Raw genomic sequence first — 24,234 nt, forward strand, 5'->3', positions numbered from 1 at the left:
CAGGTGGGGGCGCAGGCGCGTGCGGTACCTGACCTGGACTACTTGTTCAGGGAGGCCCAGAACTCGTCGAAGCTCATCTGGCCGTCGCCGTTGGCGTCCTTGCTCGCGACGATCGCGTCCGCGACCGCGCCGGTGACGTACGCGTCGCCCATCGCCTTCATGGCCGCGCTGTACTCGTCGGCCGAGACGAAGCCGTCGCCGTCCGCGTCGAAGCGGTCGAACGTCGCCCGCGCGCTCTCGATGTCCGCCATGGGTCCACCCCTTCTTGGTGCTTGTTGACCGGCTCAGGGTAGCGGCCCCGGGAGCCGTCTCCCGCCGGGGGGCCCGATCGAGCGGTCGATAGAAATTCGATTACCCCGCGGTAAGGCGGAAGCAACAATTCCAGCCAACAAATCGGACCCCCACTTGTCACGCTCCGGGATCACGGCATAACGTACCGACATTGCCGCCACACCAGGAGCGCAGGGCTCCCAGGGACAAGCGGCAACAAGGGCGATCACACAGGTGACGATCACAGTTGACGCATCATTCGAAGTTCTGCCCTTCACCCGTACCTGCCGCCACATCTGGGAAGATGGCGACCATGTGCTGATTGGCGTAAGTCCTGGTAACAGTTACTTCACCGCCGAGCGCATCAGCAGCCTCACCCAGTGGGCCACGACCCGCTTCGCGCAGGTCGACTTCGTCTACGCGGACCTCCACGTGGACCGGATGTTCGCCGCCTTCGGTTACACACGGGAGCACGCCGAGAAGCGTGCCGCCAAGGAGATCAAGGCGGTCCGGCGGCGGATATTGAAGGGCGTCGGGGAATCAGCTCCCCAGGACGCCGAGATCCGGGTGAGGGCACTCTCCGAATTCCAGGGCAACCCGGTGTACGAACTCCTGCACCGACGCGTGTTGCATTTCCTGGAAACCGACGATGAATTCCGCAAGGGGTGCGAGGAAATGGCACTCCACTTCGTGGGTTCGAAACTCCCCGAGGGCGAATCCATCACCGACGAGCAGTTGCAGGTCTGTTTCGACTACATGGCCGCCGAGCTGCCGTTCTTCCTCGACACCCCAAGCATTCTCGGAGTGCCCTCCTCCGTCTCGGCCTACCACGTCAAGATGCCGCTGACCGATGTCCTCTACGCACGCGGCGGGGGCCTTCGCGCCACCCGCAACCAGGCCTCCGCCGTCGTACGGCCCGAGGTCCTCGCGAGCACCACGCACAGCGCGCACACCGCACCAACCGAAGGGACCGTCGATGAGCGTCGAGCAGCTTGAGGGCACGAAGGACGCGGAGGACGCGGCGGTCCTCGACTTCCCCCTCTCCCGGCGCGGCGACGTGCTGCCCGAGGAGTGCGCGTGGCTGCGCGAGAAGGCCCCGGTGGCCAAGGTCCGCACCCTCACGGGCGACCCGGCCTGGCTGGTGAGCAGCTACGCGCTGGCCAAGCAGGTGCTGGAGGACGAGCGCTTCAGCCTCAAGGACACCGCGAACGCCGGGGCGCCCCGCCAGTACGCGTTGACGATCCCCCCCGAGGTCGTCAACAACATGGGCAACATCAACAGCGCCGGACTGCGCAACGCCGTCATGAAGGCGCTCAACCCCCGACAGAAGGGGCTCCAGGACTGGCTGGCCGCCAAGGCCGGCGAGCTGATCGACCAGATCGTCGCCGAGGGCGGCCCGGCGGACCTGCGGGCGGGGTTCGCCGACCCCTTCTCCGCGGCGCTGCACTGCCAGGTGCTGGGCGTGCCCTTCGAGGACTGGCGGCGGCTGATGTCGGGGCTGGACGTCGCGTTCATGACCGCGCGCGAGCCCTTCGCCGACTCGGCCCTCAACTGGTACAAGGACGTCGGGTACTTCTCCGACGCGCTGCGGGCGCAGCTGGCGCTGCCGGCCGAGGAGCGTACGGGGCTCCTCGGGAAGTTCGCGGAGCTGAAGGAGGCCGACCCCGAATCGGCGCACCTGAGCGACGACATGTTCGCGACGGTGGCCGTCTCGCTCTTCGGCGCGGGCGCGGTCTCCACCTCGGCCTTCCTGGTGCTCGCGGTCCTCGCGCTGCTCCAGAGGCCCGAGCTGATCGGCTACCTGCGCGCCCACCCGGAGCGCATGGGCAAGGCCGTGGACGAACTGCTGCGCTGGAACCTGTCCGTCGGTGACGGGCTGCCGCGCCTCGCCCTGGCGGACGTCCAGGTCGGGGACGTGCTCATCAAGGAGGGCGAGCTGGTCCTCGTGCTCCTCGAAGGCGCGAACTTCGACCCGGAGGCCTTCGAGCGCCCGGACGAGCTGGACCTGGAGCGCGACGCGCCGAACGCCAACCTGGCCTTCGGCGCGGGGCGGCACTTCTGCCCGGCGTCGGCGCTGGGCCGCGCCCACGCCGAGATCGCGCTGTCGGTGCTGGTCGACCGGCTGCCCCGGCTGCGGCTCGCGGTGCCGGCCGAGAACCTGGTGTGGCGCACGGGCTTCATCAAGCGGCTCCCGGAGCGGCTCCCCGTCGCCTGGTAGTCGCGGCCGCCGCACATGACGGTGCCCCGGAGGTCGGCGGACCTCCGGGGCACCGTCATGTGCGGGCGCGTCAGCGGAAGATGCCGGTGTGGCCGAGCGAGTAGCGGCCGGGCTGCGGGTAGACGGCGAGGCCGTGCGGGCCGCTGCCCACGGGGATGCGGGCGAGCTGCTCGCCGCTGGCCGTGTCGATCGCGTAGACCTCGGAGTTGTAGCGGCCCGAGAGCCACAGCACCTTGCCGTCGGCCGAGACGCCGCCCATGTCGGGGCTGCCGCCGTCGGGCAGGTCCCACTTCTTGGTCAGCCGGTTCTGCTTGAAGTCGAAGACGGAGATGCTGCCTTCGCCGCGGTTGGAGACGTACATCTCCCGGGAGTCACGGCTCACGTACAGACCGTGGCAGCCCTTTCCGGTGGGCAGCAGCTTGGGGGTGTCGAAGGCGTCGCCGCTGAGCACCCACATGCCGTGCGCCATCATGTCCGCGACGTAGAAGGTCTTTCCGTCCGGGGAGACCTTGACGTCCTGCGGCATCGCTCCCTCAAAAGGCAGTTTCTGCTGCCCGATGACCTCCATCTTCTCGGTGTCGACCTTGAGGAGTTCGCCGGAGAACTCGCAGGAGACGATGAAGTACCGGCCGTCCGCGGAGAAGTCGGCGTGATTGACGCCGAAACAGGTCACCGGGACGGTTTTCACGCGGTCCATGGTGTGCGGGTCGCGGAAGACCAGCTCCTTGTCCATGGAGGCCATGACGATGGCGTACTTGCCGTTCGGCGTGAAGTAGAGGTTGTAGGGGTCGTGCACTTCGACGGGCTTGCCCGCTTCGCCGGTGGCGGGGTCGATCGGGGTGAGCGTGTGGCCCCGGTTGTTGTTCACCCACAGGGTCTTCATGTCCCAGGAGGGCACGACGTGTTGCGGCTGGACGCCGACCGGGATGGTCTCGATCACCTTGTACGTCGCCGGGTCGATGACGGACACCGTGTTGGAGCTGGTGTTCGGCACGTAGACCCGGGACGGGAAGTTCTTGACCACGGGCGAGAGCTTGTTCGGCCGGTCGGCCGCGTACACGTCGTCCGGTGCGAGCAGGGGCGGCATTCCGGCCAGCCCCGGGGGCGCGGCCGGGACGGCCTTCACGGGCTTGGCGGGCCCGCCGGAGCCGAGCGCCTCGGGCTTGCCCTTGTCGGCCGCTCCGCAGCCGGCGAGGGCGGCGAGGACCAGTCCGGCGAGCAGCACGGTGGCCTTCCGGGGAAGGCGGTTGGTCGTCATGAGGTCAGCAGCTCCGTGGTGGTCACCGCGCGCAGTTTGCGGCGCGCGAGGTCTTCGAGGAGGGGTGGCAGCGCGTCGACCGTGTCCGCGTAGCCGAAGTGCAGGCTCACCACCGATCCGCCGAGGATCGGCCCGGTGACGTTGCGGATGACGGCCGCGGCGCCGGGTGAGGTGAAGTCGAGGGAGTCCACGTCGTAGGAGAGGACGTGCGGGTAGCCCGCCCGCCCTGCGAGGGTGCGCACCAGCGGGCTGGCGTACTGGGTCTGGGAGGGGCGGAACCAGGTGCCGATGGAGCCGGTGAGCCGCTTGAGGCGGTCGGCGCACCCGGTGATCTCGGCGTAGGCCTCCGCCTCGGGCAGGGTGTTGATCGCGAGGTGGCGCTGGGTGTGGTTGCCGAGTTCGTGACCTCCGTCCAGGATCCGGCGCGCCATCTCCGGGTGGGCGTCGAGCCAGGTGCCGATGGCGAGTACGGTCACCCGCGCGCCGGCCTTCTCGGCCTCGGCGAGGACCGCGCGGGCGATGGCGGGCTCTCCGTTCCCGTGGAAGGTGAGCGCCACCTTGGGGCTGTCCCGGGCGCCGTGGCCGATCTCGACGGGCTGCCCGGCGAAGCGGCGGGGGGCGGGGGCCCGAGCGGGCACGGCGGCCCCTCGGGTGGCGGGGGGCGGGGCCGCGGGCGGGGCGGCGGAGCGGCCCGTCCCGCAGGCGGCGGTGAGGGCCCCGGCGGCGACCGCCGCTCCGGCGCGCAGGGCCGTACGACGGTCTGGATAGCAGAGCACCTGCCCATTTAAGGGGTGGTTGGCCCTGAAGGTAATGATTGACCCAATTCGGGACGTTGGCACAGGGGGCCGGGCCGACCGGCTGTCCACTATGTGATCAACGATTTACGCAGAGCGGTCAATATTTATTCACTGATTGCGAGGTGAGTGGCCCACCTCACCTAGGATTTAGGTGGAAAGTCTTAGGATATGCACACTTATGCCCGACTTGGGACTTTTGGCATTCGGGCCCTCGTCTGCCATAGTCGGAACCACGGCTTCCCCATTGACCCGAGCGAAGTCGCCGGCCGAGGATCACACCCCCTTCGATCCTCGGCTCACTCATGAAGCCCCCGAGGCGCCGCACTACGGCGACAGGGGGCTTCTGCGTTGCGGAGGGGGGCGGGCCACGGGGCGGCTCAGCGGTCGGAGACGCGCATCTCGAACCAGGTGGTCTTGCCCCGGGGTAAGAGATCGGCGCCCCAGCGGTCCGAGAGCTTGTCGACCAGGAACAGGCCGCGACCGGTGGTGTCCATCTCGTGGACCGGCATCAGACAGGGCAGGCCGCGCGAGGGATCGCGCACCTCGATCCGGATCCAGCCGCGGCGGCGCAGCATCCGCAGCCCGAAGGAACGGGCCCCGGTGTGCCGGACCGCGTTGCCGACCAATTCGGAAACGAGCAGGACGGCGTGCTCGGCGGTCTGCGGGGACAGCCCCCACAACCGGGCGGCCACGCACTGGGTGAGACGGCGGGCGATCGCCGCGGACTCGGGGAGCGAGGGCAGCGTCACCTCGCCGTCGGCCGGACTGCCGTACAACTCCACTGCTTTCAGGCCCTGTTCGTCCTCCAGGGCCGCCGTCGATCGCACGGCGGAAGCGCTGCTGCGCTGCCGCGGCTGTTCCACACCCTCCAGGCCCGCCATGCACCCATCATGAAGGGCGAAGCCGCTCCCCGGAGCGGTTCCGCGCGAAAACGCCCCCTCGGAATGCTTCATTCCGGGGGGCGCCCTGTCATATGCCGAAGGCAATCAAGAGGCCGTTGCGCCCCTCTCACCTGCGATGACTCACCGCTGCGAGATCATCACCCACAGTGGATCTCCACGATTCTTTAAGGTTCCCTTAAGCCCTGGCTAATCCACCCGCAGGGAGGACCCCCGCGGACGACGCCCGCGCTCAGAGGAACTTGGCCTTGCCCGGGCCCTCTTCGACGAAGCTGCGCATGCCGCGCTCGCGGTCCTCGGTCGCGAACAGGCCCGCGAACCAGTTGCGTTCGATGGCGAGCCCGGTGTCGATGTCCGCCTCCAGGCCCGCGTCCACGCACTCCTTGGCGGCGCGCAGGGCGAGCGCCGGCCCCTGGGCGAGCTTCGCGGCCCAGGCGTGCGCCTGCTCGTACACCTCGGCCGCGGGCACCACGCGGTCCACCAGGCCCAGGGCCAGGGCCTCTTCGACCTTGACCATGCGGCCGGTGAAGATCAGGTCCTTGGCCTTGGAGGGGCCGATCAGCCGGGACAGCCGCTGGGTGCCGCCCGCGCCGGGGATCAGGCCGAGCAGGATCTCGGGCTGTCCGAGCTTGGCGTCGGCGGCGGCGATCCGGTAGTCGGCGCAGAGGGCCAGCTCGCAGCCGCCGCCCAAGGCGTAGCCGGTGACGGCCGCGACCACGGGCTTGGGGATCCGCGCGACGGCGGTGAAGGCGTCCTGCAGGGGGCGGGAGCGGGCGATCATGCCCGCGTGGTCCATCCGCTGCATCTCCTTGATGTCCGCGCCCGCGGCGAAGACCTTCTCGCCGCCGTAGAGGATCACCGCGCGCACGTCGGGCCGCTCCGTCGCCTCCACCGCCAGCTCGCGCAGGCGGTCCTGGGTGGCGATGTCCAGGGCGTTCATGGGCGGACGGTCCAGGCGGATGGTGCCGACGCCTGCCGAGACTTCGAGGGTGATGGTCATACGGGGAAGGTTAGCGGGGGTTAACCGGGAGCGGCCCGGTGCTGTGGGTCACAGCACCGGGCCACCCGGAGTCCGTACGGCGGCGGGCCGCCGCCCGCGCGGGGGGAGTTACTTGATCCAGTCCGCCCAGGGCATGTTCCAGCCGTTGAGGCCGTTGTCGGGGGCGATCTCCTTGTCCTTGGAGTTCTTCACCACGACCACGTCGCCGATGAGGGACTCGTTGTAGAACCAGGCGCCGGGCATGTCGTTGTCACCGGCGCCGCGGGCGTCCTGCAGGCCCACGCAGCCGTGGCTGACGTTCTCCGAGCCGAAGGTGTCGGAGGAGGCCCAGTAGTTGCCGTGGACGAAGGTGCCGGAGTTCGACAGCCGCATCGCGTGCGGGACGTCGGAGATGTCGTACTCGCCGCCGAAGCCGACGGTGGCGCCGTTCATCCGCGTCACCTTGTACTTCTCGCTGATGACCATCTGCCCGTTGTACGTGGTGTTGGCCGCGGCGCCCGCGGTGATGGGGACGTCCTTGAGGACGGCGTTGTCACGGACCACCTGCATCGTGTGGGCGGCCGCGTCCACGGTGCTCACCTGGGAACGGCCGACCTTGAAGGTCACGGTGCGGGTCTGCTTGCCGTAGACGCCGGGGCGGCCCTCGACGCCGTCCAGGGCGATCTTGACGGTGACCTTGGTGCCCGCCGCCCAGTACTTCTCGGGACGGAAGTCGAGCCGGTCGTTGCCGAACCAGTGGCCCTCGACCGGAACCGCGGGCTCGGCGGTCACGGTGATCGCCTTCTCCACGGCCTGCGGGTTGGTGATCCCGCGGCTGAAGTTGATCGACACCGGCATGCCCACGCCGACGGTGTCGCCGTCCTCGGGCACGTAGTGGCCGACGAAGGTGTTCGTCGGGGTGAGCGTGGTGAAGGTGATGTCCTTCGCGGACTCGCGCCCGGAACCGTCCTTGGCGACCGCGTGCACCTTGTACTCGGTGGCGGAGGCGAGGTTGCGGGCGGGCTCCCAGCTGGCGCCGTCGCCGGCCAGCTTGCCCTCGACCGCGTTGCCCTTCGTATCGGCGACCGTCACCGTGGTGAGCTTGCCGCCCGTGCTGGATATCTTCAGGATGCCGCTCGTCGCGACCTCCTTGGCGCCGTCGTCGGGCTTTATGGTGACCGTCGCCTGGGAGGCCTCGGTACCCGTCTTGCCGTTCGCGACGGCTCCGCCCTTGCCGTTGTCCCCGCCACCCACCTTGGCGTCGGGCGACCCGCCGCTGCACCCGGTGGTGAGCAGCAGGGCCGCTCCGAGCAGCAGGGCCGGCAGCCCCGTGCGGAAGCGGCCGCGGATCGGCTGCAGGTTCACTCTTGTTCTCCCCCATGTCCCCCGCGCGCGGGCAGTCGCGCGCATGGCGAAATGGAATCACACGGGGGGATCACGAACGGAAACGGGTGTGTCACCGTTCCGTCCCAAGAGCCTGTGAACAGGCGGGGAACGCGCGGGTGGGCCGCTCAGTCGTCGGTGCCGGGCTTGGTGCCCCAGACGTAGACGGCGTCCCCCTCGGTCAGCAGGTCCCACAGCCGGGCCGCGTCGGGCACGGTGAGGTTCACGCACCCGGCCGATCCGCCGTAGCTGTAGAGGTTCCCGCGGTGGCCGTGGATGGCCTGGCCCTCGTCGAAGAACTGCGAGTACGGCATGGGCGAGTTGTCGTAGAGGGAGGAGTAGTGGTCCTCGTCCCGCCAGTACACCTCGTGCCAGCCGGGTCGGGTCTCCTGGGTGTCGCGGCCGGTCCGGATGGGGACCGGGGCGAAGACGACCTTGGCGTCGCGCTGCACCCACAGGAGCTGGCGGTCCATGTCCACGCAGGTGACCCGGTGCGGGCGGACCGGGCAGAGCCCCCGCGCGTTGGGGTCGGGGCGCGCCTGTACGGCGACCATCGTGCGGTAGGTCCCGAGGTCCGCGTACCCGTCGGCGGGCCGCAGCCCCTGGGCCTGCTGGAAGGTCCGCACGGCGGCGCAGTCCGCCGGGCTCTGCACCCCGTCGACCGGACGCTTCAGGTACGCCTCCAGCTCGCGCTGGTAGGGGCCGGTGCGGGCGGTGCAGGGGGCCGCCGGCGCGGACCGGGGCGATCCGGCCGCCGCCGGGTCCGGCGGCCGCTGGGGCCCCGGGGGCCGGGTCAGACCGCCCAGGGCCAGTACGGCGGCCAGTGCGGCCGCTCCACGTATCGCGCCAGTCGCCATGCCCGCCTCCTCGCGCCCGCCGGCCGGGCCGCCGCTGCCAGCTAAACCGGCTCCGGCCCTCCCGGCGCGCGCGGGTGCGCCGATGTGGTGACGAGGTCACCCCACCGGCGCACCCGGGAGACGTGCGGCCCGCGCCGTGGTTCAGCCGCGGCGGCCGTTCGGCTCGCGGCCGTCGTTGCCCTTGCCGTGGTGGTCGCGCTCGTTGGCGAGGCGCTGGACGTAGACGTGGTTCGGGGTCCGCTCGTCCAGGTGCAGCGGTCCGGTCACCCGGTTCCTCGGGAGCACGTAGCCGTCGGGGACGTCCGTCTCGACGAGGTAGTAGTAGCCGTCGGAGAGGTTCGGGAACTCACAGACGCCCGCCCGGTCGGTGGCGCAGCCCTGCGAGACCAAGGTGTCGGCGTTGATGCCGCGGCGCTGGAGGCCCTTGGTGTTGTTGGTCTCCTTCCAGACCTCGAACACCGCGCCGCGCAGCGGCCGCTGGGTCTTCTTGTCCACCTTCAGGACCTTGATCTTGCCCGTGGGGTCCTCGGGCTTCTTCTGGTTCGGGACGTTGAGGACGATGCCGTCCTTGACGTCCCCTTCGTCCGGGGCGAACTCGGTGACCGGGTTGGCGGGCCGCTCGTACCCCTCGGGGGTGCCGGTCTCGCGCCAGTAGTACGTGGCGTCGATCGGCAGCTCGACGGTGCAGCTGCCCTGCGCGTCGGTCACGCAGTCACCGGGGAGCTTGGTGTCGGGGCCGGTGCCGCCGGAAGCCGTGGTCTGCAGCCCCCGCGTGCCGTTGGACTCCTTCCACAGCTCGAACCGCGCGCCGCGCAGCGGTACGCCGGTCTCCTTGTCGGTCTTCCACAGCACCACCTTGGCGGTGGCGGGCGGCACCACTTCCTTCTCGTTGACCGCGACGACGCGGACGCCCTCCTCGGCGTTCTGCGGGGTCAGCCGCACCGTGTGGACCGGGTTCGCGGGCAGCACGTAGCCGCTCGGGGCGGCCGTCTCGCGCCAGTAGTACGTGCCGAGCGGGCCGGTGAAGTCGCACAGTCCGGTGGCCGTGGTCGTGCAGTCCTTGACCTTGGTGTCGGCGTCCGTGCCGGTGAACTGCGCGCCCGGCCTGCCGTTGGTCTCGTGCCACAGCTCGAACTTCGCGCCGGCCAGGGCCGCGCCCTGCGCGTCGTGCTTGACGACGGAGGTCTTGCCGTTGACCACCGGGGGCGCGCAGTCCGGCAGGTCGCCGTTGAAGGGGTAGGCGTGGAACTCCTGGCCGCCGCCCCCGCCCTGGATGCCGGTGTGGGTGAGGTTGCCGGTGGTGAAGAAGCGGCCGTTCATGCCGGGCAGGGTGACCTCGGTGCCCGAGGCCTGCGGGCCGACCAGCACGCTGCCCTGGAACTGGCCGGTGCCGTTCAGGTGCACCGTGGTGGCGTCGGGGAAGTTCCACAGCAGCCGGCTGCGCAGGGCGTTCCAGGGGTCGGCGCCCGGGCCGGTGTCGTTGATGGTGCCGTTGGAGACGTTCACGGTCCGGGTCGCGCCGTAGACGTTGACCAGGATCGTGGCGCGCGCCGGGATCCGGGCGAAGGCGATGGTGACCTGCCCGTTGTTGCGCCCGACCAGGTCGGCGTCCACGTCGAAGACCTGGAGCGGCGAGGTGTTGTCGCCGGTGAAGGTGACGGTGCCGAACTCGTTGGTGACCGTGCCGGTGGCCGGGCGGCGCTGTCCGCCGGGGTGCGCGTAGCAGGTGCTGGCGGCGGTGAGCCGGTCGCGCAGCGGGGTGTAGGGGGCCGCGGCGTTCACGTCGTGGACCAGCGGGCCGGTGACGACACCGGCGCCGGGGGCGGTGCCCGCGTGCCGGACCACGCCGCCGTCGGAGATCAGTCGCTCGCCGGCGGCGATGTTCACGTTCCGGCCGGTGGTGAGGAAGTCCGCGCCGACGGGCGGCGGGACGAGGGAGCCGGCGCCGACGATGCCGATGTTGTAGCCGGCGCTGGCCCCGGCGACCTTGTCCTGGTCGAAGCTGCCGAGCACGACGACCCGGCCCTCGGCCTCGGCGGCGCGCTCGCGGACCAGGAAGTCGCCGCCGACGAAGATGTTGATGCCGTTGTCGCGGCCCTTGGGGATGCCGTCGAACCCGATCTGCGGGTACGGGTCGGGGCAGTCCCCCGGTACGCAGGGACCGAGCCCGCCGGGCAGCGGGGCGCGTGCCGCTGCCGCCGCCGGGCGCTCGCCCGCGGAGCCGCCGGGGCCCGCCGCCAGGGCCGTGGGCGCACCCGTGGCCAGTACGGCCCCGATCGCGACCCCGAGGGTCCACTTCCTTGCTGACATGACGCTCCGTCCGTTGCCTGCCGCGGTCACCGCTGTCGCCGCTGTGTGCGCTGACAGGCTGGACGGCGGTGCCGGCGAGCCGGGCGGACCGACACTCCCCGCTACGACATTCCGGTCCGATAATCACTCGATCGGGCCGTGGTCGGTCGGGCCGTGGCCGGTCGGCGCGGTTCAGCCGAGTGCGGAGCCCGCGACCCAGTCCGGCCAGGAGAGGTTCCAGCCGCCGAGGCCGTTGTCCGCCGCGACGGTCTTGTCCTGGGAGTTCACGATCTCGACCACGTCCCCGACCAGCGTCCGGTCGAAGAACCAGCCCGCCGGGGTGTCCGAGCCGCCGCCCTTGTTGTCGCGCAGGCCGATGCAGCCGTGGCTGGTGTTCGTGGCGCCGAAGGTGTCGGGGCTGGCCCAGTAGTTCCCGTGCAGGAAGGTGCCGGAGGCGGTGAGCCGCATGGCGTGCGGGACGTCGGGGATGTCGTACTCGCCGCCGAAGCCCACCGTCTGGCCGTTCATCCGGGTCACGTCGAACATCTCGCTGATCACCATCTTGCCGTTGTAGGTGGTGTTCTTGGGCGCCCCGGCGCTGATCGGGATGGTGGAGAGCAGCTGGCCGTCGCGGCGGACCTCCATGGTGTGGGCGGCCGCGTCGACGAGGGAGACCTGCCGGCGCCCGACGGTGAAGCGGACGGTCTTGCTCTGCACCCCGTACGAGCCGGGCGCCCCCTCGACGTCGCGGAGCTTCATGTCCACGGTGACCTCGGTCCCGGGCTTCCAGTACTCCTTGGGCCGGAAGTCGATCCGCTCGTTGCCGAACCAGTGGCCGGTGACCTCCACCGGAGGTTCGGAGGTGATGGTGATGGCCCGCTCGACTTCGGCGCGGTTCTTGATCGGCAGGTTGAAGTTGAAGGAGACGATCATGCCGGTGCCGACGGTGGAGCGGTTCTCGGGCTTGAAGTAGCCGATGAACCGCTCCTCGGGGACGTAGGTGGTGAAGCTGGTGTGCCGGGCCTGGCGACGGTTGTGGCCGTCGACCGCGACGGCGTCCACCGTGTACTTGGCGGCGAGCGCGAGCCGTCCGGCCGCCGCGTCGGGGTGCCAGCTCAGGCCGTCGGGGTCGATCGATCCCGGTACCTGCTCCTCGGTGGCGTCCTCCACCTTGGTGACCACGACCCGCTCCAGGCGGCCCTCGGGCACGTGCACGGTCAGTGGCCCCTCGGCCGGCACGCCCTTGGCGTTGTCCTCGGGGGTGACCCGGATGGCCTCCTGCGGGGACCTGGCCTTCCCGGGGAGCTGGATCTCCACCGGGGACCCGCCGCCCTCGGTGCATCCGGCCAGTGCGCCCATCAGTCCCGCCCACGCCGCGATGGCGACGACCGCCGCCCGTGCCCGCCTCTTCACATGTCTCACGGTGCGTCCAACGACCGTGCCGTCCAGGGGAAACGTGAGTGCGGCCCAGGTTCCGGGCAGAACAGTGGGAAGGACCAGAGGGAGAGGGGCCCCGGCCGGGACGCCGGGGCCCCCTTCCCTCCCCCGCAGGTACCCAGGAGCCGTGGAGGCGGGCAGTGACGAGCGCAGCCGAGGACGAGGCGGTGGAATCCGTTCCGCACGCCGCGGGCAGGACCGACGCCCGGCGGGGCGGCCGGGGCAGCGGGTACGGCAACGGCCAGGTCAGCGCGCCGGTCAGCGGGGTGGCCGCGGATCCGGTACGGACCGGCGCCCGCCCGGGACCGAGCGTGTGGCCGGGCTCCTCGCACCCCCTGGGGGCCCGCTTCCGGGCCGGCCCGGACGGGGCCATGGGCACCAACTTCGCGCTCTGGGCGCAGGGGGCGGAGTCGGTGGAGCTGTGCCTCTTCGACGAGGCCGGCGCCGAGACCCGGTGCGGGCTGACGGAGCTCACGCACGAGATCTGGCACGGATTCGTGCCGGGCGTACGCCCGGGGCAACGGTACGGCTTCCGGGTGCACGGCCGGTGGGACCCGTGGACGGGGGCCCGCCACAACCCGGCGAAGCTGCTGCTGGACCCGTACGCCCGCGCCGTGGACGGGGACTTCACGCTGCCCCCGGAGGTGTACGGGCACGTACGGGACTGGCCGCAGCAGTACATCGCCGACACCGTGCGCGACGACCGGGACTCGGCGCCCTTCGTGCCGAAGGGGGTGGTGGTGCACGACGACGACGACTGGGCGGACGACGTGCGGCCCAAGACGCCCTGGGCGGACTCCGTCATCTACGAGCTGCACGTGCGCGGTTTCACCATGCGCCACCCCGGCGTCCCCGAGGAACTGCGCGGCACCTACGCGGGGCTGGCCCATCCGGCGGCGATCGAGCACCTGACCGGGCTCGGGGTGACGGCGGTGGAGCTGCTGCCGGTGCACCAGTTCGCGCACGAGGACCACCTGCTGCGCCGGGGGCTGCGCAACTACTGGGGCTACAACTCGATCGGCTACTTCGCCCCGCACGCCGGCTACTCGGCCTCGGGCACCACCGGCCAGCAGGTCGGCGAGTTCAAGCGGATGGTCCGGGCCCTGCACGCGGCGGGGATCGAGGTGATCCTCGACGTGGTCTACAACCACACCGCGGAGGCGGGCGAGCTGGGGCCGACCCTGTCGCTGCGCGGGATCGACAACCGGGGCTACTACCGGCTGCAGAACGACCAGCGGCGCTACGCCGACTACACCGGCTGCGGCAACACCCTGCACGCCGGTCGCCCGCACGTGCTGCGGCTGATCACCGACTCGCTGCGGTACTGGGTGACGGAGATGGGGGTGGACGGCTTCCGCTTCGACCTGGCGGCCGCGCTGGCCCGCTCCATGCACGACGTGGACATGCTCTCGCCGTTCCTGGCGGTGATCGCGCAGGACCCGGTGCTGCGGCGGGTCAAGCTGATCGCGGAGCCGTGGGACGTGGGGTCGGGGGGCTATCAGGTGGGCGCGTTCCCGCCGCTGTGGACCGAGTGGAACGACCGCTACCGGGACGCGGTCCGCGACTTCTGGCGGGGCGCGCTGCCCGACGTGCGGGACCTGGGCTACCGGTTGTCGGGCTCCAGCGACCTCTACGCGTGGGGCGGGCGGCGCCCGTACGCCTCGGTGAACTTCGTGACCGCGCACGACGGCTTCACCCTGCGCGACCTGGTCTCCTACGACCGCAAGCACAACGAGGCGAACGGCGAGGGGGGCCGTGACGGGACCAATGACAACCGGTCGTGGAACGGCGGCGTGGAGGGGGATCCGGCCGAGGGCACGGACCCGCGGATCGCGGCGCTGCGCCGGCGCCAGCTGCGCAACCTGCTGACCACGCTGCTGTTGTCGACGGGGGTGCCGATGCTGGTGGCGGGCGACGAGTTCGGCCGGACCCAGGGCGGCAACAACAACGCGTACTGCCAGGACAACGAGACGGGTTGGGTCGACTGGTCGCTGCTGGAGGACCCGTCCTGGCGGGAGCTGTTCGCGCTGACCGCCCGGCTGGTGCGGCTGCGCCGGGCGCATCCGGTGCTGCGGCGGCGGGCGTTCTTCTCGGGGCGGGCCGAGGGCGCGGACGGGCTGCGGGACCTGGCGTGGTTCGCCCCGGACGGTGCGGAGATGACCGAGCGGGACTGGTACGCGCCCACGGCGGCGCTGGGCCTGTACCTGTCCGGGCGGGACATCCCCGGGCGCGACGAGCGGGGCCGGCCGGTGACGGACGACAGCTTCCTGGCGCTGCTGCACGCCGGGGACCGGCCGGTGTCGTGGACGCTGCCAGGGGCGCCCTGGGCCGCGGAGTACGAGGTGGTGCTGGACACCTCGCGGGAGGACCAGGAGGCGGCTCCCGGGGTGCGGCACCGGGGCGGTCGCTCGATGACGGTCCCGGCGCGGTCGGTGGTGCTGCTGCGGGTGGTGTCCTGAACGGCGCGCGGTGGCCCGGGGGCCCGGCCGGTCCTTTCGGCCGACGGCGGCGGGCGCCGCGGATCTCCCTGCGATGATGTGCCGTCGTACACGCGTGCCCCTGCGCGCGCGTGTCAACGGGGGCGTCGGGGCATCGTGAGGTCGAAGGGGCTGTGTGCGGATGGCGAGTGTGGGGACCGCGCTGCGGGAGTTGCGGGGGGCGCAGAAGTCGGCGAAGGGGGTGTCCCTGTACTCGCGCTACGTGAACCGGCCGGCCGGCCGGTACTTGGCCGCCGGCGCGTACGGGGTGGGACTCGGCCCGAACCAGGTGACGTTGATCAGCGCCGCCTTCAGCTTCGCCGCCGTGGCCGTGGTGGCACTGAGCGAGCCGTCGTGGGCGCTCGGGATCGTGGTGTGGGCGGCGCTGGCCGTCGGCTTCGCCTTCGACTCGGCGGACGGGCAGCTCGCGCGGCTGCGCGGCGGCGGCAGCGCGGCCGGCGAGTGGCTCGACCACGTGGTGGACTGCGCGAAGCTGACCGCGCTGCACACCTGCGTGTTGATCGCCTTCTACCGCTTCCCCGAGGCCTACGGGACCACCGGGGACGGATGGCTCCTGGTGCCGCTGGGCTTCCAGTTCGCGGCGGTGGTGACCTTCTTCGGCGGATTGCTGACCGAGAAGCTCAAGCCCAAGCCCGCTCCGGGGAGCCCCGCCGCCGCGCCCTCCACCCTGCGGGCCGTCGCGCTGCTGCCGGTGGACTACGGCGTGTTCTGCCTGGTGTTCCTGCTGCTGGGCGGCGGGGAGCTGTTCCGGTGGGCGTACGCGCTGCTCGGCGCGGTGGCCGCGCTGTTCCTGCTGGCGTTCCTCGCGAAGTGGTTCCGCGAGCTCAGCGCAGTTCGGCGCTGAGCGGGGCGGCCGGGGCGGCGAGCGCGTCCAGGGCCCGGCGCAGCTGGGTGCTGGACGTGTGCACGGTGTAGGGGAAGTAGACGACGTCGACGCCGACGGCGGCGAAGTCCTGCTCCAGACGCTGCCCCTTGGGCGTGCCGCGCCAGTCGTCGCCCTTGAAGATGACGTCGAAGCGGACCTGCTTCCAGGTCTCGACCTTGTTCGGAACCGTCTCCACGAAGGCGGCGTCGACGTACTTGACGCTGCGGACGATTTCCAGCCGCTCGACGAGCGGGATCATCGGGCGGCGCCCCTTGGCCAGTTCCGCCATCTCGTCGGAGACCACTCCCGCGACCAGGTAGTCGCACTGACTACGGGCGTGCCGCAGGATGTTGAGGTGCCCGATGTGGAACAGGTCGTAGGCGCCCGGCGCGTAGCCGACCCGATACGGCCTGCGCGCGGGCGCGCCAAGTCCGGACATGTCGAGCTCCGTCATCTGTTACCCCCCAGGAGCCGCGCCCCCCGGCGCGGCGGATTAGCAGACAATAGCGTGCACGTCCTGCGCCGTGCGGGTGAACGATTAGGGTGTGCAGCGCATCAACGTGGGGGGAAGGGAACGTTCAGTGTCCATATCCGGTCACCGGCGCCTGCTGCTGGTTTCCACCAATTACGCTCCCGAGCACGCGGGCATAGGCCCGTACGCCACACAAATCGCGGAACATTGGGCGAATTCCGGCCACGACGCCCACGCCTTCACGGGCATGCCCCACTATCCCTCCTGGTCCCTCGAACCGGAGTACAAGGGGGCGTTGCGGCGCACCGAGGAGCGCTCCGGAGTCACCGTGCACCGGCGTGCGCACACCGTCCCCGCCCGCCAGACCGCCGTCAAGCGCGCCCTTTTTGAAGGATCGATTCTGCTGCACGGCGCCGTGGCTCCGCCGCGGATGCCGAAGCCGGACGCGATCCTCGCCCAGATGCCCAGCCTGGCCGGCGGCGTGCTCGCGGCCCGCCTCGCGGCGCGCTGGAAGGTCCCCTTCGTTCCCGTCGTCCAGGACCTGATGGGCGCCGCCGCCGCGCAGAGCGGGATCAGCGGCGGCGACAAGGCGGCCGTCATCGCCGCCCGCGCCGAGGCGTACGCCCTCAAGCGGGCCACGCTGGTCGGCGTCATCCACGAGACCTTCGTGGACCGGGTCGTGGGCATGGGCGTGGACCCGAAGAAGATCCGCCTGGTCCCCAACTGGTCGCACGTGCCCGCGCCCACCAAGCCGCGCGCCGAGACCCGCCGCCACCTGGGCTGGGCCCCCGGCCAGACCGTGGTGCTGCACTCCGGGAACATGGGCCTCAAGCAGGGCCTCGAAGTCCTCGTCGGCGCGGCCCGCCTCGACCCGCGCGTCCGCTTCGTCCTCATGGGCGACGGCAGCCAGCGCGGCGCCCTGGCCGGCCTGTCGGCGGACGTACCGAACCTGGACATCATCCCCCCTGCCGCCGACGGGGAGTTCCCCGATATCCTCGCGGCGGCGGACGTGCTGACGGTGACGCAGCACGCGGCCGTCCTCGACATGAGCGTGCCGTCCAAGCTCACCTCCTACTTCGCCGCCGGCCGACCCGTCGTCGCCTCGGTGGCGGCGGAAGGCGGCACCGCGCAGGAGGTGGAGCGTTCGGGAGCCGGTGTGCTCGTCGCCCCGGAGGACCCGGGCGCGCTGCTGGAGGCCGTGCGCGCGCTGGCCGAGGATCCGCGCGGAGCGGACGCGCTGGGCGCGGCCGGTCCGCGCCACGTGGCGGCTCACCTGAGCCGTGCGGCGGGCCTCGCCCGCATCGACGCACTGATGGACGAAGCACTTGGGGGTCCCCGGCCGTGATCGAGACGAACCGTCCGGCAGCGGTCCCGGTCGAGGACGAACCCGACCTCCTCAGGGACCAGTTCCGCCAGCTGACCCGCTACCGCAGGCTCATCGGCGCGGGCATCGGGATCGGCCTGCTGGGCGGTGTGTACCTCGGCATATCGACGTCCGACACCTACGTCGCCACCGCCGACGTGGTGCTGCGCACACCCACCGACGACCCGTTCAACCCGAGCATCGCCCCCGACAAGGCGATCAACATCGGCTCCGAACGGCAGGTCGCGCTCAGCAGTTCCATCGCGGGCGAGGCCGCGAAGAAGCTCGGCATCGGAGACTCCGGCCTCGCCGCGCTGCGCTCCGGACTCCAGGTCACCAATCCGCCGCAGACCATGGTGCTGCGCTTCACCTACACCTCCAGCTCCCCCGCGCAGGCCGCCAAGCGCGCCAACGCGATGACCGAGGCGTACCTGCTCAAGCGGCGCGACGCCCTCGACGTCACCCGCGACGCCATGGTCAAGAGCTACAAGGACCAGCGCGACCCGGTGGCCAAGCAGCTCGACGACCTGGTCAAGCAGATCGCCCAGATGCCCGCCGGCAGCGCGCGCGACGCCGCGTACTCCTCCCGGACCGACCTGCAGAGCAAGGTGGGCCAGCTCAACGGGAACATCGCCAAGCTCGACGCGCTCGACATGACCCCGGGCCGGGTCACCAGCGCGGCCACCGTGCCCACGCAGCCCGACGGCCCCGGCATCGTCATGTCGCTCGCGCTCGGCGCCGCCGTCGGCCTCGCGCTCGGCCTGCTGGCCGCCTGGGTCCGCCTGGTCTTCGACCCCTCCCCGCGCTCCGACGGCGACGTCTCACGCGCCCTGCGCGCGCCCGTGCTCGGCACGCTGCCCCGCGACAAGACGGGCGGCGGCCCCCTGCTCGCCGCCGGCGAGGCCGATCCGCGGCTCGCGGAGGAGTACCGGTCGGTGGCCTTCCGGCTCGCCTACGACTCCCGGTTCGCCGACCGCCGGCGGCTGCTCGTGGTCGCCCCGCGCGGCAGCAGCGAGACGGCCGCCGCGGTGGCCGTGAACCTCGCCGCCTCCTTCGCCGAGACCGGCAAGGACGTGCTCCTCATCGAGGCGGACCTGCGCACCCCGCTGCTCGCCAGCCAGCTGCCCACCGACGCGGGCGGGCGGCCCCGTTGGAGCCAGCCGCCGGGCGGGCCGGGCCAGGGCGGCAAGCCCGGGCAGGGCGACTCCGACTGGCCCGACGGGCGCCAGCTGGTCGTGGACGCCGGCGAGTCGGGCGCCTTCGACCTGATCCCCGGCGAACGGGTGCGCAACGTCGCCCGCGCGCTCACCTCCCCGCGCGCGACCCGGTTGGTCTCCGAGGCCGACTCCCCCAACTCCACCGTGGTCGTGCTGGCCCCGCCCGTCCTCTCCTACGCCGACGCGCTCGCCCTCGTCGACCGGGTCGACGGCGTCCTGGTGGTCTGCGACCCGCGCGCCGTGCACCGCACCGACCTGTCCCGGATCCGCGAACTGATCAGCGGCGCGGGCGGCACCGTACTGGGGGCGGTCCTGCACGGTCCGCTGCCGGGAGAGAAGCGCGGCCGGTCCGCGGCGCGCACGAAGAAGGCGGCCGCCGCGCCGGCGCCCGCCCCCGTGGTCGACCCCGCGGCCGCCGGCGCATCGCCCGAGCCGGACCAGGAGGTCCCCGGCGACGGCAGCGACACGGTCGCCCTGCGCACGGTCCGCACGGGACGCAGATGAGCCGGCGCGGCCTCGCCGCCCTCTCCTCGGTCCTGGACCAGGCCGCGTCCAGCGCCACCAACATCCTGGTCCTGGTGCTGGCCGCGCGGCTGTCCTCGGCCTCCGGCTTCGCCGCGTTCTCGATGGTCTACGTGACCTTCAGCGTGCTGCTCGGCCTGAACATGGCGTACGTCGGCCAGAGCGTGGTCCTGGAGCACGGGGAGCGGCGGGCCGTGGTCTGCCGCTCGGCGGTGGCCTTCACCGGCTCCGCCTCCGTGCTCGTGGGGGCCGCGCTGGCCCTCATCGGCCTCGGGATGCCGGGGCCGGCGGGCGGGGCGTTCCTCGCGCTCGGGGTGGTGCTGCCGCTGGTCCTGGTCCAGGACGGGCTGCGGTACTGCTTCTCGGCCCTGCGCACGCCCGAACGGGCCCTGGCCGCGGACGCGCTGCGCCTGGTGTGCGTGGTGGCCGCGCTGCTGCTCCAGCCGTCGGGGGCCTCCCCCGGCCGGCTGGTGCTCGTGTGGGGGGTCTCGGCGCTGCCCGCGCTCGCGCTCGGGCTGTTCCTGCTGCGTCCGTACGTCCGGGGGGTGCGCGCCGACCTGCGCCCGTACCTGCGCCGGGGGCACCTCGGGCAGCGGTTCGTGGTCGAGTTCGCGGTGGGCAACGGCTCCAGCCAGCTCGCCGTGCTCGGGCTCGGTGTCTTCGCGACCCCGCTCGCGGTGGGGGCGCTGCGGGGGGCGACCACCCTCTTCGGGCCGCTGAACGTGCTGTTCAATTCCGCCAACGCCTTCGGGCCGCCGATGCTGGGGCGGCGCGGGGGCAAGCGGGCGGTGGTCCGTACGACGGCCGCGCTCGGGCTGGTCCTGGCCGTACTGGGCGCCGGCTGGGCGACCGCGCTCTCCCTGCTGCCCGACCGGCTGGGCCGCCAGCTGCTCGGCGACACCTGGGGGGCGGCGGCGGCGCTGCTGCCGGCGACCGGGGCGCAGTACGCGGCGATGGGGCTGGGGACCTGCGCCCTGCTGACCCTGCGGGTGCTCGCGCCCAAGGCGACGCTCGCCGTGCAGGTGGTCTTCTCGGTGCTGTCCGTGGTGCTGCTGCTCGCGGGTTACGTCCTGTGGGGGGCGCAGGGCGCCGCCTGGGGCCTGGCGGCCGGCTCAACCCTCAAAGCCACCGCCGCCTGGACCCGAGCCTCCCGCCTCCCCTCCCCCGACACCACCTCAAAACAACTGAGCCCAACCACCTCCAGCCCGCCCGGCGATTGAGCCCGACCACCTCCAGCCCGCCCGGCGATTGAGGGCCCGCCGGAGGCGACACCGGCCGAGACCGGACCACCACCGGACCGACGCCGAGCGCACGCCGTGGACCCCCCGGGGGCGCCTCAAACGCCGGCGAGGCTGGATGGGGCCGCCCAGGCGGCGGGGCTGGCGGTAGAGCCCGAGCACCCCCAGCCCGCCCGGCGATTGAGGGCCCGCCGGAGGCGACACCGGCCGAGACCGGACCACCACCGGACCGACGCCGGGCGCAGGCTGTGGACCCTCCGGGGGCGCCTCAAACGCCGGCGAGGCTGAATGGGGGCGCCCAGGCGGCGGGGCTGGAGCGGGCCGGTCGGGGGGCGCTGGCTGCGGTCTGCTCGGTGGTTGGGGGTAGGGGGGTCAGCGGAGGGTTGTCGCGCGGTCCTGGCGGTAGGTGGCGATCAGGGCCAGGCACATGCCGGCGATCGCGACGCGCCCAGAGGCCTGGAGGAGCGGCCCGCGGAGCAGGATGAAGGAGTAGCCCGCGACCAGCGGGACGACGATCGAGATCAGGCTCCCCGGCGGCGTACTCCGCACGGCCCGCTTCGCGTACCGCCGGTCGACGCGGGCGGCGGCGTACCCCATGCCCAGCAGCCCGGCCCCCATCCCCAGCGGCCCGAAGTCGAGCCACAGCTCGGCCCAGATCGGCGAGGACAGGTTGGTGTTGACCGTGCCCATCCACTGCCCGACCATCACCCCGGTGTCGCGCGGCTTGCCCGGCCACACCGACCGCGGCACGGCGAAGAAGATCGACCCGGCCAGCTGACGCCCGTAGAAGTGGCCGGGACCGGAGTTCGAGAAGGTGATCGTGTTGGCGAACATGCCGATCTGGTCGTAGTCCTTGAGCGCCATCGGCTCCAGGAACGAGGTCGTCTCGACCGGCTTGTAGTTCTTCTCGTCGTACCGGAAGCGGTCCGCGAAGGGGAAGACGAGCAGCGCGACCACCACGGCCATCGACAGCGCCGCCCGGTACATCGCCGCACTGACCGGGAAGACCGTGAAGAGCAGCGAGAACATGACCGTCAGGAACCAGTACCGCGGGTTGGAGATCGGGTTGTTGACGATGATGTTGAGCACCGCCAGCGCGCCCCACACCGCGATCACGGAGGGCTTGCGGCGGGCGTGCACCGAGGTGACCAGCCAGCGGGTGTAGCAGAGCAGCGCGAGCAGCGCCGGCACGGTCCCGAAGCCGCGCAGGAACGCCTGGCCCGCCTGCCCGTCGGTGGAGACCCCCGCCTCCTGGATGCCCGCGATGATCTCCTGGCGACTGCTGAAGAACACGGCCGGGCCGCCCAGCTTCAGGATCAGCGCCGCACTGCCCAGGAAGGCCAGCAGGGTGAGCAGTTGGAGCCGGCGGTGGTGCGTCATCACGGGGCGCGGCTCGCGCTGCGAACCGCCCGCGCGCCCCGCGGGCCGGTGCCGGGCCAGCAGCACCCCGACGTCGAAGGCGGTGCAGCCGAGCAACACCAGGCCGATCGCCACGGTGAGGTCGGAGCGCGGGCCGACCACGGGCGTCGGGACCTGGCCGAGGACGGCCTGGGCGAGCGGGGCGACACCCATCGCCATGTAGACGAAGAGCCAGAAGGAGCCCTGGAGCAGCTTGCGGCGGCTGGTGAGGACCATGGCGGAGAGACGGGCGCCGGAGTACACGGTGAGGGCCAACTGGAGCCAGAACGCGGCGTCCCGGGCGCCCGCGCCGGACTGCGAGGCCACGAACAGCGGCAGGAAGATGCTGAAGCCGAGGGCGAGCGGGACGGACAGCGCGCGGGAGAGCAGCGTGCGCGGGGTGGTGACCTTCCCCCAGCGCCGGTCCGCGTCCCACGGGTGCGCGGCGGCCGCCGTCTTCGGGGGTGCGGACACGGGTCCGCGCATGTCCGTCGCCATTGTGCCCCCGCCCCCCGTGCCTGGTCCGCGCGCAGTCTAGTCTGACCCGACGGGGATGGAGTGGGGGGTACTTCGGTGCGCAATCTCCCGGCCTTCACACTGGCCGGTTACGACAAGGGGCGCGGTCTGCCGACGCAGGCGCTCTGGTTCGCCGTGATGAACACGGTGTTCATGGCGTGGTTCTGTCCGGCCCGGCTGCGGGTCGCGCTGCTGCGCGCCTTCGGCGCGAAGATCGGCGAAGGCGTGCTGATCCGGCACAAGGTGCGGGTGCTGTGGCCGTGGAAGCTCACGATCGGCGACCACGCCTGGATCGGCGAGGGCGCCTGGCTGCTGAACCTGGAGCCGATCACGATCGGCGCGCACGCCTGCGTCTCGCAGGAGGCCCTGCTGTGCACCGGTTCGCACGACCACCGGGCCGCCGACTTCCGGTACCGCAACGCCCCGATCACCGTCGAGGACGGCGCGTGGGTGGCCGTACGGGCGACCGTGCTGGCCGGGGTGACCGTGGGCCGCTGTGCCGTGGCGGGCGCGGGGGCCGTCGTGCACAAGGACCTGCCGGAGCTGACCCTGCAGACCGCGGACGGCACGCGCCGCCCGGTCGACGAACCGAAGTGAGGCCCCGCCGGTGAGAGTTCTGCACGCCGTCACCCTGCACTCCCCCACGCACGCCTTCGGCGGGCCGGTACGGGTCGCGCTCAACCTCGCCAAGGGGCTGCGGGAGCGCGGGCACGAGGCCTCGCTGCTGGCGCTCGGGGAAGGGTTCCCGGACCCCTGGCCCACCGATGTCGAGGGCGTGCCGGCCGCGCTGTACCCGGCGAAGCGGTTGCTGCCGCTGGGCTTCAGCGGGATGACCTCGCCCGCGCTGCTGGCGGCGGCCGGGCGGCTGGTCCGGGGGGCGGACCTGGTCCACGTGCACCTGGCCCGGGACCTGGTGACCCTGCCGATCGCGCTGGCCGCGCTGCGCGCCGGCAAGCCGCTGGTGCTCCAGACCCACGGCATGGTCGACCCGAGCGGGAAGCTGTTGGCGAAGGTCCTGGACGCGGTGGCGGTACGACGGCTGCTGCGCGGGGCGGACGCGGTGCTGTACCTGACCCCGCACGAACGGGAGGCCCTGGACGCGGTCGTCGGCGGGGCCGGGCTGGACAACACCGTGCGGCTGGTGAACGGCGTACCGGCGCAGGAGGCGCGGCCCGCGCTGTCGGGGCCGCCGCGGATCCTCTACTCGGCGCGGCTCCAGGAACGCAAGCGTCCGGTGGACTTCGTGAACGCGATGTCGCTGGTGGCGGCGCGGGTGCCGGAGGCGCGGTACGTGGTGGCGGGGCCGGACGAGGGCGAGTACGGGGCCGTGTTCCACCAGATGATGACGATGCGGCTGGACGGGAGCATGACGATTCCCGGGGCGCTGAGCAGCGATCAGGTGCTGGAGGAGTTGCGCCGGGCGGACGTGTACGTGCTGCCGTCGGTGGACGAGCCGTTCCCGATGTCGGTGCTGGAGGCGCTGTCCGTGGGCGTACCGGTGGTGGTGACCCACTCCAACGGGCTGGCGCGGGACGTGGTGGCGGCGGGGGCCGGGCGGGCCGTGGAGCCGGGGCCGGAGGGGGTGGCCGAGGCCGTCCTGGAGTTGCTGGATCCGGGGGTGAACGGGGCCGCGTCGCTGGCCGCGCGCAAGCTGGCCGCGGAGTCCTTCTCCATGGCCGGCGTCCTGGACACCCTCCTGTCCGCCTACACCCGAGCCCTCAACCGCCGGTCAGGCTGACTCCGATCCCCCGCCGAAGC

Annotated in this window: 20 protein-coding genes; 9 read left to right on the plus strand and 11 right to left on the minus strand. The window is 72.0% G+C overall.

Annotated elements, in window-relative coordinates; translation table 11 throughout:
* Window positions 1-38 precede the first annotated feature (38 nt).
* The gene (locus ACZ4UB_RS13615; RefSeq protein ID WP_354379979.1) at window positions 39-251 is read right to left on the minus strand and encodes an EF-hand domain-containing protein; all 213 of its coding nucleotides are present in this window, start codon (window positions 249-251) and stop codon (window positions 39-41) included.
* 253 nt (window positions 252-504) lie between these two features.
* Here ACZ4UB_RS13615 and ACZ4UB_RS13620 point away from each other — a divergent pair, with 253 nt between their 5' ends.
* Both ACZ4UB_RS13620 and ACZ4UB_RS13625 read left to right on the plus strand, forming a co-directional pair.
* Complete coding sequence (locus ACZ4UB_RS13620; RefSeq protein WP_468070260.1) at window positions 505-1,266, plus strand: tRNA-dependent cyclodipeptide synthase; 762 nt, start codon at window positions 505-507, stop codon at window positions 1,264-1,266.
* Complete coding sequence (locus tag ACZ4UB_RS13625) at window positions 1,247-2,488, plus strand: cytochrome P450 (RefSeq protein ID WP_468070261.1); 1,242 nt, start codon at window positions 1,247-1,249, stop codon at window positions 2,486-2,488. Before ACZ4UB_RS13620 ends, ACZ4UB_RS13625 begins: the two co-directional genes overlap by 20 nt.
* A gap of 70 nt (window positions 2,489-2,558) precedes the next feature.
* Here the strand turns inward: ACZ4UB_RS13625 and ACZ4UB_RS13630 are convergent, their stop codons facing one another.
* The 8 genes from ACZ4UB_RS13630 to ACZ4UB_RS13665 form a co-directional block, all read right to left on the minus strand.
* The gene (locus ACZ4UB_RS13630) at window positions 2,559-3,746 is read right to left on the minus strand and encodes a YncE family protein (RefSeq protein ID WP_354379976.1); all 1,188 of its coding nucleotides are present in this window, start codon (window positions 3,744-3,746) and stop codon (window positions 2,559-2,561) included.
* Complete coding sequence (locus tag ACZ4UB_RS13635) at window positions 3,743-4,522, minus strand: polysaccharide deacetylase family protein (RefSeq protein ID WP_354379975.1); 780 nt, start codon at window positions 4,520-4,522, stop codon at window positions 3,743-3,745. Before ACZ4UB_RS13635 ends, ACZ4UB_RS13630 begins: the two co-directional genes overlap by 4 nt.
* Before the next feature lie 398 nt (window positions 4,523-4,920).
* Entirely contained in the window at window positions 4,921-5,424 is a 504-nt protein-coding gene (locus ACZ4UB_RS13640; RefSeq protein ID WP_468070262.1) for an ATP-binding protein, read from the minus strand.
* Window positions 5,425-5,674: 250 nt separating this feature from the next.
* Window positions 5,675-6,442 (minus strand): enoyl-CoA hydratase/isomerase family protein, encoded by a 768-nt coding sequence (locus tag ACZ4UB_RS13645; RefSeq protein WP_468070263.1) that lies wholly within the window; start codon window positions 6,440-6,442, stop codon window positions 5,675-5,677.
* A gap of 108 nt (window positions 6,443-6,550) precedes the next feature.
* On the minus strand, window positions 6,551-7,786 hold the full coding sequence (locus tag ACZ4UB_RS13650; RefSeq protein WP_467957805.1) for a L,D-transpeptidase: 1,236 nt from the start codon (window positions 7,784-7,786) through the stop codon (window positions 6,551-6,553).
* 146 nt (window positions 7,787-7,932) lie between these two features.
* Complete coding sequence (locus ACZ4UB_RS13655) at window positions 7,933-8,661, minus strand: L,D-transpeptidase family protein (RefSeq protein ID WP_468070264.1); 729 nt, start codon at window positions 8,659-8,661, stop codon at window positions 7,933-7,935.
* Window positions 8,662-8,802: 141 nt separating this feature from the next.
* Window positions 8,803-10,971 (minus strand): choice-of-anchor A family protein, encoded by a 2,169-nt coding sequence (locus ACZ4UB_RS13660; protein WP_468070265.1) that lies wholly within the window; start codon window positions 10,969-10,971, stop codon window positions 8,803-8,805.
* 171 nt (window positions 10,972-11,142) lie between these two features.
* Entirely contained in the window at window positions 11,143-12,372 is a 1,230-nt protein-coding gene (locus tag ACZ4UB_RS13665; protein WP_468070266.1) for a L,D-transpeptidase, read from the minus strand.
* A 281-nt stretch (window positions 12,373-12,653) separates the two neighbouring features.
* On the opposite strand from ACZ4UB_RS13665, the gene glgX reads away from it, so the two are divergent.
* Window positions 12,654-14,846: a glycogen debranching protein GlgX gene (gene glgX, locus ACZ4UB_RS13670; RefSeq protein ID WP_468070303.1), complete on the plus strand. Its 2,193-nt coding sequence runs from the start codon at window positions 12,654-12,656 to the stop codon at window positions 14,844-14,846.
* 160 nt (window positions 14,847-15,006) lie between these two features.
* On the plus strand, window positions 15,007-15,729 hold the full coding sequence (locus ACZ4UB_RS13675) for a CDP-alcohol phosphatidyltransferase family protein (protein ID WP_468070267.1): 723 nt from the start codon (window positions 15,007-15,009) through the stop codon (window positions 15,727-15,729).
* Here ACZ4UB_RS13675 and ACZ4UB_RS13680 read toward each other — a convergent pair.
* Window positions 15,710-16,189 carry an FAD synthase family protein gene (locus ACZ4UB_RS13680; RefSeq protein WP_468070268.1) on the minus strand — a complete coding sequence of 160 codons (480 nt, stop codon included), beginning with the start codon at window positions 16,187-16,189 and terminating at the stop codon, window positions 15,710-15,712. The two genes, ACZ4UB_RS13675 and ACZ4UB_RS13680, sit on opposite strands and share 20 nt — an antisense overlap.
* Window positions 16,190-16,361: 172 nt before the next feature.
* Between ACZ4UB_RS13680 and ACZ4UB_RS13685 the strand changes: the two genes are divergently transcribed.
* The 3 genes from ACZ4UB_RS13685 to ACZ4UB_RS13695 are packed head-to-tail and all read left to right on the plus strand — an operon-like array spanning window position 16,362 to window position 20,544.
* Window positions 16,362-17,567, plus strand: coding sequence for a glycosyltransferase family 4 protein (locus tag ACZ4UB_RS13685; protein ID WP_354380110.1), 1,206 nt, complete (start codon window positions 16,362-16,364; stop codon window positions 17,565-17,567).
* A complete protein-coding gene (locus ACZ4UB_RS13690) occupies window positions 17,564-19,306 on the plus strand; it encodes a lipopolysaccharide biosynthesis protein (RefSeq protein WP_468070269.1) in 1,743 nt (580 codons plus the stop codon). Before ACZ4UB_RS13685 ends, ACZ4UB_RS13690 begins: the two co-directional genes overlap by 4 nt.
* On the plus strand, window positions 19,303-20,544 hold the full coding sequence (locus tag ACZ4UB_RS13695; protein ID WP_468070270.1) for an MATE family efflux transporter: 1,242 nt from the start codon (window positions 19,303-19,305) through the stop codon (window positions 20,542-20,544). The genes ACZ4UB_RS13690 and ACZ4UB_RS13695 overlap by 4 nt, the downstream gene beginning before the upstream one ends.
* Window positions 20,545-20,934: 390 nt before the next feature.
* Here the strand turns inward: ACZ4UB_RS13695 and ACZ4UB_RS13700 are convergent, their stop codons facing one another.
* Entirely contained in the window at window positions 20,935-22,446 is a 1,512-nt protein-coding gene (locus ACZ4UB_RS13700; RefSeq protein ID WP_468070271.1) for a hypothetical protein, read from the minus strand.
* A gap of 87 nt (window positions 22,447-22,533) precedes the next feature.
* Between ACZ4UB_RS13700 and ACZ4UB_RS13705 the strand changes: the two genes are divergently transcribed.
* A complete protein-coding gene (locus tag ACZ4UB_RS13705) occupies window positions 22,534-23,073 on the plus strand; it encodes a WcaF family extracellular polysaccharide biosynthesis acetyltransferase (RefSeq protein ID WP_468070272.1) in 540 nt (179 codons plus the stop codon).
* A 10-nt stretch (window positions 23,074-23,083) separates the two neighbouring features.
* Window positions 23,084-24,214, plus strand: coding sequence for a glycosyltransferase (locus ACZ4UB_RS13710; protein WP_468070273.1), 1,131 nt, complete (start codon window positions 23,084-23,086; stop codon window positions 24,212-24,214).
* The last annotated feature ends 20 nt before the right edge of the window (window positions 24,215-24,234 follow it).

It is taken from the genome of Streptomyces sp. NPDC028419, from assembly GCF_055565515.1.

Excerpts from the sequence above, each read along its gene's own strand:
- ACZ4UB_RS13680 (WP_468070268.1), bottom strand. The coding sequence starts at position 16,189 with ATGTCCGGACTTGGCGCGCCCGCGCGCAGGCCGTATCGGGTCGGCTAC.
- ACZ4UB_RS13695 (WP_468070270.1), top strand. The coding sequence starts at position 19,303 with ATGAGCCGGCGCGGCCTCGCCGCCCTCTCCTCGGTCCTGGACCAGGCC.
- ACZ4UB_RS13655 (WP_468070264.1), bottom strand. The coding sequence starts at position 8,661 with ATGGCGACTGGCGCGATACGTGGAGCGGCCGCACTGGCCGCCGTACTG.
- ACZ4UB_RS13615 (WP_354379979.1), bottom strand. The coding sequence starts at position 251 with ATGGCGGACATCGAGAGCGCGCGGGCGACGTTCGACCGCTTCGACGCG.
- ACZ4UB_RS13625 (WP_468070261.1), top strand. The coding sequence starts at position 1,247 with ATGAGCGTCGAGCAGCTTGAGGGCACGAAGGACGCGGAGGACGCGGCG.
- ACZ4UB_RS13645 (WP_468070263.1), bottom strand. The coding sequence starts at position 6,442 with ATGACCATCACCCTCGAAGTCTCGGCAGGCGTCGGCACCATCCGCCTG.
- ACZ4UB_RS13630 (WP_354379976.1), bottom strand. The coding sequence starts at position 3,746 with ATGACGACCAACCGCCTTCCCCGGAAGGCCACCGTGCTGCTCGCCGGA.
- ACZ4UB_RS13700 (WP_468070271.1), bottom strand. The coding sequence starts at position 22,446 with ATGCGCGGACCCGTGTCCGCACCCCCGAAGACGGCGGCCGCCGCGCAC.
- ACZ4UB_RS13675 (WP_468070267.1), top strand. The coding sequence starts at position 15,007 with ATGGCGAGTGTGGGGACCGCGCTGCGGGAGTTGCGGGGGGCGCAGAAG.
- ACZ4UB_RS13640 (WP_468070262.1), bottom strand. The coding sequence starts at position 5,424 with ATGGCGGGCCTGGAGGGTGTGGAACAGCCGCGGCAGCGCAGCAGCGCT.
- ACZ4UB_RS13660 (WP_468070265.1), bottom strand. The coding sequence starts at position 10,971 with ATGTCAGCAAGGAAGTGGACCCTCGGGGTCGCGATCGGGGCCGTACTG.